11 protein-coding genes and 1 pseudogene are annotated in these 15,598 nt (G+C 33.1%); 6 read left to right on the top strand and 6 right to left on the bottom strand.

What is annotated here, in order from left to right:
* Window positions 1-123 precede the first annotated feature (123 nt).
* Entirely contained in the window at window positions 124-594 is a 471-nt protein-coding gene (rpsG, locus tag Dongsha4_RS01855; protein WP_330204084.1) for a 30S ribosomal protein S7, read from the bottom strand.
* Window positions 595-651: 57 nt separating this feature from the next.
* Window positions 652-1,026 carry a 30S ribosomal protein S12 gene (gene rpsL / locus Dongsha4_RS01850; protein ID WP_015218287.1) on the bottom strand — a complete coding sequence of 125 codons (375 nt, stop codon included), beginning with the start codon at window positions 1,024-1,026 and terminating at the stop codon, window positions 652-654.
* Window positions 1,027-1,611: 585 nt separating this feature from the next.
* On the opposite strand from rpsL, the gene ggpS reads away from it, so the two are divergent.
* The 4 genes and pseudogenes from ggpS to Dongsha4_RS01830 all read left to right on the top strand — a co-directional run.
* Entirely contained in the window at window positions 1,612-3,102 is a 1,491-nt protein-coding gene (gene ggpS, locus Dongsha4_RS01845; protein ID WP_330204083.1) for a glucosylglycerol-phosphate synthase, read from the top strand.
* Window positions 3,103-3,165: 63 nt separating this feature from the next.
* Window positions 3,166-3,303, top strand: a complete 138-nt coding sequence (locus tag Dongsha4_RS01840) for a hypothetical protein (RefSeq protein ID WP_330204082.1) — start codon at window positions 3,166-3,168, stop codon at window positions 3,301-3,303.
* A 3-nt stretch (window positions 3,304-3,306) separates the two neighbouring features.
* Window positions 3,307-3,429 (top strand): hypothetical protein, encoded by a 123-nt coding sequence (locus Dongsha4_RS01835; RefSeq protein ID WP_330204081.1) that lies wholly within the window; start codon window positions 3,307-3,309, stop codon window positions 3,427-3,429.
* A gap of 213 nt (window positions 3,430-3,642) precedes the next feature.
* Window positions 3,643-3,741, top strand: a pseudogene (locus Dongsha4_RS01830) (DUF3782 domain-containing protein); the annotation flags it as partial.
* A gap of 132 nt (window positions 3,742-3,873) precedes the next feature.
* On the opposite strand, the gene Dongsha4_RS01825 reads toward Dongsha4_RS01830, so the two are convergent.
* The 4 genes from Dongsha4_RS01825 to fbp all read right to left on the bottom strand — a co-directional run bounded on the left by Dongsha4_RS01825 (window position 3,874) and on the right by fbp (window position 13,262).
* Window positions 3,874-6,201 carry a dynamin family protein gene (locus Dongsha4_RS01825; RefSeq protein ID WP_330204080.1) on the bottom strand — a complete coding sequence of 776 codons (2,328 nt, stop codon included), beginning with the start codon at window positions 6,199-6,201 and terminating at the stop codon, window positions 3,874-3,876.
* An 81-nt stretch (window positions 6,202-6,282) separates the two neighbouring features.
* A complete protein-coding gene (locus tag Dongsha4_RS01820; protein WP_330204079.1) occupies window positions 6,283-9,258 on the bottom strand; it encodes a dynamin family protein in 2,976 nt (991 codons plus the stop codon).
* A 129-nt stretch (window positions 9,259-9,387) separates the two neighbouring features.
* The gene (gene pcrA / locus Dongsha4_RS01815) at window positions 9,388-11,715 is read right to left on the bottom strand and encodes a DNA helicase PcrA (protein ID WP_330204078.1); all 2,328 of its coding nucleotides are present in this window, start codon (window positions 11,713-11,715) and stop codon (window positions 9,388-9,390) included.
* A 518-nt stretch (window positions 11,716-12,233) separates the two neighbouring features.
* Window positions 12,234-13,262, bottom strand: coding sequence for a class 1 fructose-bisphosphatase (gene fbp, locus Dongsha4_RS01810; RefSeq protein ID WP_330204077.1), 1,029 nt, complete (start codon window positions 13,260-13,262; stop codon window positions 12,234-12,236).
* A 157-nt stretch (window positions 13,263-13,419) separates the two neighbouring features.
* On the opposite strand from fbp, the gene clpP reads away from it, so the two are divergent.
* Window positions 13,420-14,136 (top strand): ATP-dependent Clp endopeptidase proteolytic subunit ClpP, encoded by a 717-nt coding sequence (gene clpP / locus Dongsha4_RS01805; RefSeq protein ID WP_330205373.1) that lies wholly within the window; start codon window positions 13,420-13,422, stop codon window positions 14,134-14,136.
* Window positions 14,137-14,185: 49 nt separating this feature from the next.
* Window positions 14,186-15,535, top strand: coding sequence for an ATP-dependent protease ATP-binding subunit ClpX (clpX, locus tag Dongsha4_RS01800; protein WP_330204076.1), 1,350 nt, complete (start codon window positions 14,186-14,188; stop codon window positions 15,533-15,535).
* The last annotated feature ends 63 nt before the right edge of the window (window positions 15,536-15,598 follow it).

Here is a 15,598-nt window from a genome sequence, read left to right as displayed (position 1 = left end):
CTGTAACGATGATACTTGAAAGATTCTTCACAAAATAGAAGTGCAGTTCACATAGTAAATCAGGAAAACATTAAACACTGTTCCCCGTTTCCCGTTCTCTGTTCCCTCAATTCTGCAAGAATTTTAATAACGATAGTGAGCAAACGCTTTATTTGCTTCAGCCATTTTGTGGGTTTCTTCTCTTTTCTTAATCGCCGCACCAGTTTCGTTAGCCGCGTCCATAATTTCGTTAGCCAATTTCATGGACATACTTTTACCGCTTCTTTTACGAGCAAATTGAGTCAACCAACGTAAGGCTAAACTTGTTCCTCTACCGGGGCGTACCTCCATCGGTACTTGATAAGTAGCACCACCAACCCGTCTAGCTTTTACTTCCACTAAGGGAGTTAAATTCTTAATGGCTTTTTCAAAAGTTTCCATGGGTTCTGTCCCAGTTCTTTCCCCAATAATACTTAAAGCATCATATAGAATTTTCGCCGCTAAAGATTTTTTACCATCTTTCATAATCCGACGTACAGTCATATTCACTAAACGACTGTTATACACTGGATCTGGTGGTACTTCTACGGTTTTCGCTTTACTTCTACGAGACATTAACTTATACCTTTAATCTGTTTTTTTCTATGAAATTAACTTAATGGTTAACCTTTACTAGGCTTTAGGACGTTTTGCACCATACTTAGAGCGTCCCTGCTTTCTGTCTTTTACCCCAGTAGCATCGAGAGTTCCTCTAACAATGTGGTATCTAACCCCGGGTAAATCTTTTACCCTTCCACCTCTGATAAGCACCACTGAGTGTTCTTGAAGATTATGACCAATACCTGGGATATAAGCTGTTACCTCAAACCCAGAAGTTAAACGAACCCTTGCCACTTTTCTTAAGGCAGAGTTAGGCTTTTTGGGGGTTGTTGTATAAACCCTTGTACACACACCACGGCGCTGAGGACATTCTTTCAGAGCGGGTGATTTAGTTTTCTTGGTGCTGAGTATGCGTTCGCTACGAATTAGTTGCTGAATAGTTGGCATGAGAGATGTTTTTTATACAGCATTTTTGTATATATAAATATAATTTGCCTCTAGTATAAATTACCAGTGACAATCTCTAATCTTATCTTATTTTTTATGAGTTTGTCAATAGTTTTTCTAAAATCAATTTTCTCAAAAGGTCATGAGAATAGAGCGAAAAATTATTATTATTTTTTCTTGAAAAAGTTGAAAGATTAAGAGAGCTTGAGAAATGATAATAAAAACAGATTTAGCACTTATTTTATGAGAAAAAGAAATAAATAAAATATTAACAAATATCAAAAATATCAGCTTTTTAAAAATAATTTGACTCTTTTCAAAAAAAAATGTTATCTTTAAGATGTGCTTTAAACCTTAGACACTTCTATTGGTAACACTGTTCTAAATCTTATTATTAGATTTCCTTATTGAGCATAAATAAAATATTAAGTAGAAGTAGAAAAGGTTTGTATTAGCAATAATTAAACTTAACAATAAAATATGAAAACACATTACTACTGATTATTTATTGCTGTGAGCTAATTAGTAATAATTTGTTTTTTGTGGTCGAAAAAGAGAATTTTTTAAGTGGAGGAACTGAAAATTATGAAATCATCTTTAGTTATTCTTTATCATCGTCAACCCTATGATGAAGTAATGGAAGACGGCAAAATAGTTTATCGTCAAAAGAAAAGTCCCAATGGTATTGTACCAACATTAAAAGGTTTCTTTTCCTATGCCGAGCAGGGTACATGGATTGCATGGCGAGAAGTAGATGAGACTGAAAAAGAAGGATTTGAGCCTAGAATTACCAGTGATGAAGAGGAAACTAACTACACTGTTTTACGTATTGGTTTAACTAAAGAGCAAGTTAAGGATTTCTATCACATCACTTCTAAAGAAGCATTTTGGCCGATTCTCCACTCTTTTCCTTACCATTTTACTTATGAGTCGTCTAATTGGCAAAACTTCCAAGAAATTAATCGCTTATTTGCTGAGGCAGCTTGTAATGAAGCGGCAGATGACGCTTTAATCTGGATTCATGATTATAATTTGTGGTTAGTGCCTTACTACATTAGACAAATTAAGCCTAATGCCAGAATTGCATTTTTCCATCATACACCTTTCCCTTCTGTGGATGTTTTCAACATATTGCCTTGGCGCGAGGAAATTATTAATAGTTTGCTTTGCTGTGATGTGGTAGGTTTCCATATTCCTAGATACTCGGAAAATTTTGTTAATGTTGCCCGAAGTTTGCTACCAGTGGAGGTAGTGGAAAAACAGCCTGTATCTGGCCATATTACTCCTGTGGGCAGAGCCTTAGCCGAGCCAGAAATGGTAACTAAGCTAAAGTATAAAAATCAATATGTCAAAGTAGATGCTTTCCCTGTGGGCACAAATCCAGAGTTTTTCTTATCAGTATTAAATCAACCTGAAACTAAACAACGTTTGAAGGAGTTGGAGGCAGAATTTGAGGGGAAAAAGTTAATTATTGCGGCGGGTAGAGTTGACTATGTAAAGGGTAATAAAGAAATGTTGGAGGCGTTTGGGCGTTTGTTAGAGCGTCGCCCGGATTTACATGGAAAGGTTCATTTTATCGTTAGTTGTGTTTCTCCTGCGGCGGGAATGCGGGTTTATGAGGAGGCACAAAATCAAATTGAGCGTTTAGTTGGGCAAATTAATGGGCAGTTTGGTCGTTTAGATTGGACTCCTATTCTTTTGTTTACTAGAGTTATTCCCATTTCTGAATTGCTATGCTACTACAAAATTTCTGATGTGTGTTGGACTACTCCTTTAAGGGATGGTTTAAACTTAGTGGCAAAAGAGTATATTGTTAGTCATGAAGGGGAAGATGGAGTTTTGATTCTTTCTGAGTTCGTTGGTGCTTCTGTTGAGTTACCTAATGCTATTCAAACTAATCCCTACTCGACAGATTTAATGGATAGGGCTATTGATAGAGCTTTGTCAATGTCTGGGGAAGAACAAAAAGAGCGTATGCAAAAAATGTACGAAGTTGTTACGAAGTATGATGTAAAATACTGGGGCGATCGCCTCTTAGAGGTATTTAAGGAGTTGAGTCACGAAGTCGATGAATAATTTAGGTATCGGGTTTTAGGTGACAGGTATTAGGTGTCAGTAAAAATTCTTATATATCAATTTATGTCAAAAACTCTTATCCATCAATATCGCCGAGACTTGGAAAGCCGAAAAAGATACGGAGGTAGCAGTAACGAAAGTTCGATTCGCTACGCCTTTGCTACTTTACTCAACGGTTATTGTAAGCCGAAGGATTTTTGATTGGTGGAGGAGTTGACGATTAATAGTCGTTTTCAAAAGCCTATCCGTCTCGATTGGGGATATTGGGAAGCAAAAGACGAAAAAGATTCTTTAGACGCTGAAATTAAGGCAAAAAAAATTCAATAAAGGCTATCCTAACAATAATATTCTCTTTGAAGATAGCAAAAACGCCGTTTTAATCCAAAATGGTACGGAATCCCTCCGCATTAACATGGAGGATGATGAGGCGTTAGACGCTTTACTTAATCAATTTTTAGATTACGAAAGGGCAGAAGTTAAAGACTTTCGACAGGCAATCAGCAATTTTAGTCAAGATTTGCCCATCATAATAAATACTCTCAGAAAACTGATCGCAAGATTAAAGAATTGGGTAAACAAATCGGCGGTTTAGGTATAAAATTTGGTAGTTTTATCGAGGGTTTAGCTTTGCCTTCCATGACATTTGAGGAGTTTAAAGCTGAGGTTAATCAAGCAAAAATAACATTAGGAATAGATCATTAATGATTATTGTTTCTGATACAACTGCTTATATTTAATAAATTTTCTCTAACTTCGTTCGATATTTCTGTATTAATTAATAGCTTTAATAACTGTACCTAATTTTTCATGATAGATTTCTATTTGAGAAGTCAATTTCTTGATTAAATTATTGGTTTCATCTTCGATTCTTTTTTCTCTAATTTTTTTCACCACAGAAAACACCGTATAAATAAAACCTGCACTAATCATTCCCTGTCTTAAAGTAATTAAATCAAAGTTAAAATTACTCATATCCTGCCCCCATAATAAGATTATTATTCCTATGATCACAGCAGATGCGATCGCACCTATTTCTTTTTTTGACCATAAAAACACAGGTTGAGAGGGAATATTAATCTCCATTTGATTTAAACTATCCACAAAATCTTGCCCCATTATCGGATATTCTCGCATCAAAATCTCTAACCAAATCCCTTGATCTTCTTTCTCACTTTGCCATAATTTCAAATAAAATTTAACTATATCATTAATATAATTATTCAAATCCTCATTAGATTTTATTGACTTTAATTTTTTTGGATATTCAGAAGAGAAACTATTAATTATATTTTTTGCAAAATCTTTCCAAACAATATCAAATTGCTTATTCCAGTCTTGTATATCTTGAGTGATTTTTACCATAAAATCTAAAAATTGCGTTGATTGAGAGATGATATTAAGATAAGTTTCTTTGTCAGAATAACTGTCTAATAATTCTTGAGGTTTTTCTAAAATAGGTTCATATTCTTTTTCATATATTTTAACACTTTCTTCTAACTTAACAAAATAATTATCTATATTATTTCTTAATACTTGCTCTGTCTTAGTTACTTCTTTTTTTACATCTCCAAAATGTTCTTCTCTCCAATTATTATCTAATAAATTACCAATTCCTCTAATCATTCCTAACATAAATGAGCCACCCACAACACTACTAACCTGACTCCCAAAATCTTCCTCTAAATTGAGATTAGAAATAAAATATTGATAACTATTAGGTATCTTAATATTAATATTATTTAGAATATTTTTTATATTTTCTGATATGCGATTAGCATAAACTTTATTATCAGCATTCCAATCTCTTTTAACTGTATTAACCCATTCAGGGTTATCACTATTAATAATATATCTAGCCTTACTTAAACTACCACTAATTAATGTTTGTAGCTTATTAATTATATCTTGTTTTTCTTTCTCTAAATTTAATCTTATATTGCTAACTTCTTGACTAAAAATTACTTTTCTTTCTTGCCAATCTTTCTCTGCTAAATCTTCTAAATTTTTAATCTTTATATCTAACCATGATATTTGTAATTGAGAATAATTAATCAAATGATTAAGATAGTTATTAATTACCCCTATTCTTGACAATAGGATTAATCTTTCAGTTAAAAAACAATTAAATAATTGAGTTAATTGTAACTTTAAATTATTAACTCCTTGTCGATAAATAATCCCTCTTGTAGAAGTGTCATTTTTAAGAATGGATAAAGCATCAGTAGTAATAATAGCAGGTTTACCAGAAAAACTATTGCCACAATCTTGTAAGGTTTTATTTGCCAACTTTAATAACTTTTCTTCTTGGCGTTTATTTTCTTCTTCTTCCTCCTCATCATCATCACAAATTACCCCCATTCTATTAATGATAAAGATAATATTTCCTTTGAGTAAATTATTTACATAACTAATCGCCTCTCTTTCCTTTTCCGAGAGTAACTTATCCGCCCTTAAAGCGAGAATAACCAAGTCAGATTTTTCTATTTCGCAGTAACTTAACTCAGTTAAATATTGATTATCTAATAATCCGGGAGTATCCGTTAAATAACAATCTTCAGGTAGAAAAAAATCAGGTAATTTTATCTCAACTTTTTTGATATTTTCAGGAGGTTTAGCAATGACATCCGAAGTATTTAATAAAATATATTTATCAATTTTATCGACATCAATTCTTTCATCTCCATAGCCTAAAAAATACTCAAATATTATATTTGCGTATTTTTGAGAGTCATAGCTAATAGAAGTAATAACTCCTGTTGCTCGATTTGTACGACTAGGCAATATTTTTTGATCTAAAATAGCATTAATTAACGTGGATTTACCAGATTTAAAAATACCAAAAACAGCTATGTTGCTCTCTTTTCTTAATAAATTTAATTTTAATTCGGGAATTTTTTGAAATAAATCCTCACGATTATTATTTTCACTATCTATTTCTAGTTTAAGTTCATTAAAAGTATTACTGATATTAGTAAGACAAGAATTAATATGTTCTACCTCTTGACTAAAATAAACAAATTTGAATACATTTTCTGAAGTATTAATATTGAAATTACTACCATTTATCATGGGATCTAAATAAAATAATGAGATACACAAAAATTTAAGATCGAGTTTTTTAATATCGATATTTAATAAGTATTTAAAACTCGAAATTTTATTCTAAGTAAAAATTAATATTTAAACTTTTACCTGTTCTTGAATTAATTGTTTCCCTTGATAAAGCCATTTAATTTGTTCTAAAGAATACTCTCTATCATAAGCATTTTTACAAATTTCATTGAATAAATAAATTACTTCATCTTGAATAGCAAAAATTCTCGCTTTTTCTTGGGCAATAGAAAATTCTTGATTCTTTTTATCCTCAATAATTTTTTCTTGTTCTTTTCTTACTTCTTCTATTTGTTGCTGAATAGCGGAGGTAACTTGATTAGTTAAATTGGTAAATTGTTCATTAGTTTTTTCTTTAATTCTCCAATGTAATTCTGGCAACTCATCCTCAATTTTATCAAATATTTTTTTACCGATATTAATAACTAATTTTTTCTGAGCTTGACTTTGATTAAACATCCCCATTCCTATCTCACTAATAGCCAGAAAAATCCACTCCATAGGACCAGTAAAAATGGTTAAAATTGCACTAACTAATACTGCTTGTTTGATCGTTTCCCAGAAAAAATTAGACCAATCATTATCCCCCATAATACAGCTAGACATGGTACTAAAATCACCTAATATTGCACTAATTATTAACTGCATTACTGTATCCGAACGATTTTCCACTACATCCACCAAATTTTCCCCTGCAAATAGAGATTCAATCAAAGAAATTTCCCTCGCAAAGTCTTGAATAGAGGTATCTAATTGTTTTTGTAAAGAGTCTAAATCTTTATTAATAATAATAGGAATACGATTTGACCAATCATTAAATTTAGTTTCTAAGTATTTTTTTAGACTTTCATTAATTGATGTAGTTGTCGAATCACGAGACATATCATCTATTGTCATAGAGAAAAGAGTAAACAAATTAAGTTCATCTAAATTAGTAAATTCTTTATAATCAAATTGCCAATCATCCTTCATTTTAATGATATAAGTTTCCAAATCAAAACATAATTTATCTGTGATGGTATTGGCATATAAATCGATAATTTCTTTAATCCGATTTTCCCTTTCTTCTAGTAGCTTTAATTTTTTCTCAGCAACAATTCTTCTTTCTTCTAATACCGATAATGGTTCACCTAATAATTTTTCTTGTTGAATTATTTTCTGTTCTAATTTATCAATAGTTAAGATTAATAAGTCAACCACAGAACTAACTCTCGCCCTAAATTTCGAGCCTGTAGTTAAGAAATTTTCTAACTCTTTTTCAAAAGCTAAAATTCCTGATTCTTCTACTAAGGATTGTTTAATAGGATTTTTTCTTCTACCTTTTAAAGCAGATTTAGAATTGATTAAAAATAAACGTTTATTCAGTAATTCTTGATTTAAGTTACTGTTTTCATCTAAGTATAAATTTTTAAGGTAATTAGCAAAATATTTCCCTATTTTTTCTTTACCATCATTATCTTCATCATCGTCATCATCATCATCAACTAAATCAATTTTATTGACCACAAAAAAGATATTTTCATTATTATTACCCTGTTTAAAATTAGCCTCAATAAATTCTCTTTCTTCCTGCCTTAATGGGTGGGTTGCATCAAAAATGAAGATAACTGCATGGGATTGTTGTAAAAATTCTGTGGTTAATTTTGTTCGGGCAATTTGTTCTCCAATTCCCGGAGAATCGATTAATCTTACTCCTCCTTTACACAGGTTATAATTACATTCTATTTCTGCAAATTCAATGTCTTTAAAGCGATTAATATAATGGGTTGTATGTAAGGTTTCTTGATCTTCAATATCTAAAACATATTGTTTATCAAACTCTTCAAAAGAGATATATTTAGGCTCTTGATTGTTGCTATAATATAGCTTAACATTTTCTTCTTCTCCATAAACTAACATAGTAATAATGGCAGTAGCAGGACAATTATCCATCGGTAATTTGCGACTGCCTAACATAGCGTTTAAAAGGGTACTTTTACCATTACTAAATGTGCCTAAAACTAGAACATTAAAGATACCATGTTTTAAATCTTTTGACCGTTGTTGAAGGTTTTTAGCCTCACTAATTATCCCCAATCCAGCCTTAACTTTTTCTCCATTATGGAGTTCCATTTCTGTTTCTTGATAATCCCCAATTAAGAGGGAAATTTTATCTATGGCATTGGTAATATTTTCTAATTTATGACTAATATTTTCATAGCCTTCTACGGTGTTATCATTCTCAAAATGACCCATTAACATGGAGGTAAAATTGTTAATATTACTCTCTATTTCTATGGCTTTTTTGATACGGTTAATTATTTCTTCTTCCGTGAGTTTATTATTATTAATTTCCTGTTGTAAATTCTCAATTTCTTGCAAAGCGTCTTGATATTTTGATTCGGCTTCTTGTTTCAATCTTTCTATTTCTTCTTGTTTCTGAGATTCCAGAAGTGCGATCGCATCTTGTTTTTGTTGTAGAATCTGCTGATATTTAGACTCAGTTTCTTGCTGTAAAATACCTATTTCTTCTTTCTCTTTTGCTTCTAATTCAGCGAGTTTTTTAATTCTTTCTGCTTCCTGTTTTAGTTCCTTTAATTCCCTTTCTCTTTCAAGGTTAGGATTAGAAGGAGTAACAAACTTTTGGAAATGAAAATTCTCATCATGAAATGAGCGATAATACCAAATACCCAATTCCCAAGCATATTGGATATGAGTTAAAGCGGTATCATAATCAGGTTGATCATAATTAATATGAGTAGCGTTATTTCCCTCAATTCTAATTTTATGAAATAGAGTTAGTTGTTCATATAAATCTTTAATTTGATGCCGAAATAAACCACTATTTTCTAATTTTTTGAGAATGGAAAATTGTTCTTCATTATTATTTATATAAATCCCTACTTTTAAAGCCACTTGTTTAGCTAATAACTCCCCAAATTGTCTCAGTTTAACTAAGCAAGTATTCGTATCGATATGTAAGAAATACTCCGCTAAAGAGGCTAAACGAGCTAATTGTTGATTCTGAGACTGTAGAAAGGAGAAATTAGAAGAGACTGGTATCATGGTTAATCTATGCGAAGCTGAATTATAAGCATATATTTTAAGTATTAATAATACAATAGCATAATCAAAGACAATAGCACTATTTGTCTTGAATAAAGCACATTTCTTATTTCTCGCAGGTAATCATATTTAAGAAATTTTCTCCAACTTTGTATGACTAGGATTAATAATTTTTCTTCCCACTTCAAACTGCACAACTAAAGTATTTTTACTCCCCAAGCCTAATAAATGAGTCACAACCCCATTACCGAAAGTAGGATGGTACAAATGATCGCCTTCCTGCCATGATTGAGAAGGAGATTTTTTCTTCGGGGTCGTTTCTTCGATAATATTATGACGGGAGGATTTACGAGGAGGGATATTACTAGAAAGCAACTCAGGGGGTAACTCATCCAAAAACTGAGATGGTGTACAATAGTCCACATTACCCCAAGAATATCTTTCTCTGGCATGGGTAATAAATAGTTGTTCTTTTGCCCTAGTTATGCCAACATAACATAAGCGTCTTTCTTCCTCTAATTCTAACGGATCTCGTAAACTACGGTTATGGGGTAATAATCCCTGTTCAAATCCTACCAGAAAGACAATGGGAAATTCCAATCCCTTCGCTGAGTGTAACGTCATCAAAGAAACCGCCTGATTATCTTCATTGAGGTTATCCAAATCCGAGGCGAGAGACGCGCTACTTAAAAACCCTTCTAAACTGCTATCCTCATTATCCTCCTGAAATTGTGACATGGCGTTTGCTAACTCATTGAGGTTTTCTAGTCTGTTTTCCGCTTCATCGGTGTTTTGTTGTTGCAAATCTTGACTATACCCAGAGGCTAATAACATATGATTCAACACTTCTACCGCCGAAGATTCTTTCATCATTTCCTGACAATCGAGAATCAGTTGGGCAAATTCATTCACTCTTTTTGCCGCCCTTCCTGCTATAGTATTAACAGAGGTGCGATCGTTTAATATCTCCCACAATGGTACACCTAACTCCACAGAAGCCGTCAATAGATTATCAATAGTGGTTTTACCGATTCCCCTTCTTGGTGTGTTGATGATTCTGAGTAAACTAACGGTATCCGCAGGATTGACAATCAAACGCAAATAAGCCAAAGCGTCTTTAACTTCCTTCCTTTCATAGAATTTTAAACCCCCCACAATATTGTAAGGAATATTCTTTTTAATTAACTCATCTTCAAAGGCACGAGATTGAGAGTTAATGCGGTATAAAATGGCAAAATCACCCCAGTTTAAATCAGCATTTTCTCTTACCAATTGAGCAATTTGCCGACAAACAAAAGTGGCTTCATCCCTTTCATTATCCCCTCGATAAAGATAAATACTTTCTCCTTCTCCTCTGGTGGGTTTTAATACTTTATCAATTCTTTGGGAGTTATGTTCAATTAAATAATTAGCCGCTTGTAAAATGTTTTCCCTTGAGCGATAATTTTCCTCTAATTTGATCATAGTTTGAGTTTCTTGATCTGGTAAATTATCCCCAAAATCTTCCTGAAAATTAAGTAAAATAGTAAAATCTGCCATACGAAAAGAATAGATTGATTGATCCGCATCTCCTACTACAAAAACTGATCTATTATTCCAATTCCAGTATTTTTTATCTGTCTCATTATTAGTAGATAAAAGCCTAATTAAATTGTATTGAATCTGGTTAGTATCCTGATATTCGTCAACAAGGATATGATGGAATTGATTATGCCAATAACCTAAAATCGACTCATTTTCTTGAAAAATTCTCACTGGAATTAACAATAAATCATCAAAATCAAGGGCGTTATTTTTTGCTAACTCATTTTGATATTCTTCATAAATTTCTGCTATTACCCTGCCTCGATAGTCTGAATTTTCTAACGCATATTGTCTGGGAGAAAAACCAAGGTTTTTAATATTACTAATAGTGTAACGAATTTTTCTAGGTTCAAACTTTTTATCATCTAAATTTAGGTTTTTAGTCACAATTTGCTTAAATAAACTCTGCACGTCAGACTCATCTAAAATCGTGAAATTTTTTTGCCAAGTTCGCCCTTTGTCATCTTGATATTTATTTATATCGTAGCGTAAAATTTTGGCACACAAACTGTGAAAAGTACCAATCCAAAGATCTTTTATTGTCCTTCTATAAACTTTTGATTTAATCTGTTTTTGTTCTAATTCCCCTAAAAGTTCTAATTTATTTCCATGCTTCTCTTCAGCTATTTGTTGAGCAAAAATTAACTCAATTCTTTCCTTCATTTCCCGTGCCGCTTTATTGGTAAAAGTCACCGCTAATATATTTTCAGGTGCTACTTTATGAGTTGAAATAAGGTTGGCAATACGATAGGTTAAAGCCCTTGTTTTTCCTGATCCAGCCCCTGCAACGACTAATAAAGGACCACAAAAGTGTTCTACTGCCTGACGTTGAGACAAATTAAGGTGACTGAGGAAATCAATACGAGAATTCATGGGTAAAGGCTAAATTTAATGTATTTAATGTCTGCTATTGTATCATGTTTTTGACTTTGTTCAAGATCCAAATAATTTAGATAAAAAAGAAAGAAAATATAAATTTATTATTTGATACGAAATAAATAATCAACAACTTTGATATTATTATTTATTAACTAAAAAACGATAAAAATACTCTATTTTTATAATTAATTATTCGCAATTTAAAGTGATTCTTTCTAATAATTATTATTTATTGCATTAATTTTTATGCTTAATTTTTAATAGTCATTGTAGAAGAGCCATTTTTATTGACTCTTTTTTACATCTCAATACCTAATAAGCTAAAACAGGAGTGCCTATTGCCTATTCCCTGTGTTAACCCAACAACTCAAATGCAACTCAAACTGGCTTATGAGTGAAGGCGGAATCAATATCAAAAAAATCAAACCTGCAATCCACAACCTGATACCTGAAACCTGTCCAAATCAGATATTTTTATATTGAACTGAGTTAAAAATAAACTAGCTGAACATTTATTCAAGAAATGATTTTACTAAGTCAACATCCTTACAACTGCCGAGTATTGCAGGGGTGCGTTGATGGATTTTTTGAGGTATAACATCTAAAATATCTTCTTTGCCCGTGGACGCTTTTCCCCCAGCCTGTTCAATAATAAATGCTAGAGGTGCAGTTTCGTAGAGTAGTCTTAATTTTCCTTCTGGTTTTTCTGTCGTTCCGGGATACAAAAATACTCCTCCCTGCATCAAAATACGGTGTATATCGCCCACTAATGCACCACTATATCTTCCTGTATAACCATCATGACGATGAACGTACCGAACATAATCCCTTAAAGAATTATCCCATTTACAGAAATTACCTTCATTAACACTATAGACAGAACCATGATTAGGAATTTTGATGTTTTCTTCCGCTAATATAAATTCTCCTAAACTGGGATCTAAAAAGAAAGAGTGTACACCTTTGCCAATAGTGTAGACTAACACTGTAGCTGGTCCGTATAAAATATAACCTGCGGCTACTTGTTTATGACCATTTTGCAGTAAATCCCGTGCTTCTCCGTCTAAATCATCCCCTTCTTGTTGTCTAATGGCAAAAATTGAGCCTACATTTAAGTTGATGTCAACATTAGAAGATCCATCGATGGGATCATAAAGTAAAGTATATCTACCAATGGGACAATTTTCAGGAATATAGTAAGGCTTTTCCATTTCTTCTGATGCCAAGCGACAGACTAAACCACTTTGTTTAAAAACGGAAATAAATACTTCATTAGCATAAACATCCATCTTTTTGACAGATTCTCCCTGAATATTATCCTCCCCTGTAAAACCGAGTACATTCGCCATTAAACCAGCACGACTGAGACGACGGGAAATTAATTTACCTGCTAGGGCAATTCTATTCATAATGGCACTTAAATCTTGTGCATCGCCAGAAAAGTCATTTAATTGTTGTAGAATGTGGCGGGAGAGGGTTGTACAATCTCGATCTAAACTATGTTCAGGAATGCTTAACTGTGGCTTTTGAGTAGTATCCATTGATTTTCCTCTTATTAATAGTTCTTTTCATTTTCATTGTACTCAGATCTCATATTTTACGATTCTCTAAAGTTAATAAAACAAATTGAGATAGTATAATATTAAGGAACAAAAAACATAGAATATACGTCTTACTTTAAGCTCGGCAAGTCTTATGATGCTAGAATCGCAATCACCTCAATTCTCCATTGACAGTTATTTCCATTTTCAGATGACTTCTCAAAAAGAGGAGAAAATATACAATAATGCGGTGCCGATGGTTGTGGAATCTTCCGGCATGGGAGAAAAAGTTTTCGATATTTATTCCCGATTGCTAAGAGAGAGAATCATTTTTTTGGGTACTGCTATTGATGATAAATTAGCTGATTCGATTGTAGCTCAACTTCTTTATTTAGAAGCAGATGATCCGGAAAAAGATATATTTATATATATAAATTCTCCTGGCGGATCAGTTTATGCAGGAATGGCTATTTATGATACTATGCAACAAATTAAACCAGATGTTTCTACTATTTGTTATGGTATCGCTGCTAGTATGGGAGCGTTTTTGCTGTCTGGTGGTGCAAAGGGAAAACGTTTAGGATTACCTAATTCTCGCATTATGATCCATCAACCTTTAGGAGGAGCGCAAGGACAAGCTAGTGATATTGAAATTCAAGCCAAAGAAATTCTCTACATTAAAAATAAGTTGAATCAACTATTAGCTGATCACACTGGTCAACCTTTAGAAAAGATTAGTCTTGATACGGAAAGGGATTTTTATATGTCCTCAACAGAAGCTCAAGAATATGGATTGATTGATGAGGTGATTATTCGTGAAGGTATTAGTCTTCCTCTTAGTCGTAGTTCCATCGATTTGAGTGAGGCACTCTAGGGATTATAGTTTTGTCTTTATATATACGTCTAATATTACTTTTAATTTTATGTCTAAATATGACTCTCATCTAAAATGCTCATTCTGTGGCAAATCTCAGGAACAGGTAAGAAAATTGATTGCTGGTCCGGGGGTTTATATTTGTGATGAGTGTGTAGAATTGTGTAATGAAATTTTAGAAGAGGAATTGATGCCGAGTAATCGGAGTCAACCTAGTCATTCTGGGGTTAAATCTAATCCTCGCCCTTCTAAGAAAACAAGTTCTACTCGTAAGCCTCTTTCTTTGAGTAAATTGCCTAAGCCCAAGGAAATTAAGGAATTGTTGGATCAGTACGTCATTGGTCAAGATGAGGCGAAAAAAGTCCTTTCTGTGGCGGTTTATAATCACTATAAGCGTTTAACGGTTGCGGAAAGTGAACAAAAAACAGGTAAGAGTAAAGAAGAAACCATCGAATTACAAAAGTCTAATATTCTTTTAATTGGTCCTACGGGTTCTGGTAAGACTCTCTTGGCTCAAACTTTAGCGAATATTCTCGATGTTCCTTTTGCGATCGCAGATGCCACAACTCTTACTGAAGCGGGTTATGTGGGAGAAGATGTGGAAAACATCCTCCTGCGTTTGTTACAGGTTTCTAATTTAGATTTAGATGAGGCACAACGGGGTATTATTTACATTGATGAAATTGATAAAATTGCTCGTAAAAGTGAAAATCCTTCTATTACCAGAGATGTTTCTGGAGAAGGGGTACAACAAGCACTTTTAAAAATGCTAGAAGGTACAGTGGCAAATGTTCCGCCCCAAGGAGGAAGAAAACATCCTTACCAAGACTGTATCACCATCGATACTAGCAATATTTTATTTATTTGTGGTGGTGCTTTTGTGGGACTAGATAAAATTGTGGAACAAGATCAAGAGAAAAAAATTCTTGGTTTCCAAATTCCTGCGGAGAATACCACCAAAGAAGAAAGGGTTTCTAAAGCGGCTCGTCAACTGCAACCAGATGATTTAGTGCGTTTTGGCTTAATTCCTGAGTTTGCTGGACGTTTGCCCGTAGTAGCGGTGCTAGATCCTTTAAATGAAGAAGCCCTAATGGAAATTCTTACTCGTCCTCGTAATGCCCTTGTTAAACAATATCAGAAACTTGTGGGGATGGATAATGTTATTTTAGAGTTTGAACCTGAAGCCATAAGAGCGATCGCACAGGAGGCTTATCGTCGTAAAACTGGGGCAAGGGCTTTAAGGGGTATTGTGGAAGAAATTATGCTTGATGTAATGTATGAAATTCCTTCTCGCCAAGATGTTCAACATTGTCTGATTACCAAAGAAATGGTAGAAAAGCGTAGTACCGCAGAGTTGATTCTTCATCCTTCCTCTTTACCTGAACCAGAATCCGCTTAGGGGCAATTGATATATTAAATAAAAAACCCCCAAAAATAGGGGGTAATAAATTTTATTGTTGTG

Origin of the sequence: Cyanobacterium sp. Dongsha4, from assembly GCF_036345015.1 — a bacterium.
Lineage (GTDB): Bacteria > Cyanobacteriota > Cyanobacteriia > Cyanobacteriales > Cyanobacteriaceae > PCC-10605.
The sequence above is the reverse complement of the archived record's forward strand: the minus strand, read 5'-3'. Positions and strand labels throughout refer to the sequence as shown.

Coding starts and splice junctions, on each gene's coding strand:
- rpsG (WP_330204084.1), bottom strand. CDS start 594: ATGTCTCGTAGAAGTAAAGCGAAAACCGTAGAAGTACCACCAGATCCA.
- rpsL (WP_015218287.1), bottom strand. CDS start 1,026: ATGCCAACTATTCAGCAACTAATTCGTAGCGAACGCATACTCAGCACC.
- ggpS (WP_330204083.1), top strand. CDS start 1,612: ATGAAATCATCTTTAGTTATTCTTTATCATCGTCAACCCTATGATGAA.
- Dongsha4_RS01840 (WP_330204082.1), top strand. CDS start 3,166: ATGTCAAAAACTCTTATCCATCAATATCGCCGAGACTTGGAAAGCCGA.
- Dongsha4_RS01820 (WP_330204079.1), bottom strand. CDS start 9,258: ATGATACCAGTCTCTTCTAATTTCTCCTTTCTACAGTCTCAGAATCAA.
- pcrA (WP_330204078.1), bottom strand. CDS start 11,715: ATGAATTCTCGTATTGATTTCCTCAGTCACCTTAATTTGTCTCAACGT.
- fbp (WP_330204077.1), bottom strand. CDS start 13,262: ATGGATACTACTCAAAAGCCACAGTTAAGCATTCCTGAACATAGTTTA.
- clpP (WP_330205373.1), top strand. CDS start 13,420: ATGCTAGAATCGCAATCACCTCAATTCTCCATTGACAGTTATTTCCAT.
- clpX (WP_330204076.1), top strand. CDS start 14,186: ATGTCTAAATATGACTCTCATCTAAAATGCTCATTCTGTGGCAAATCT.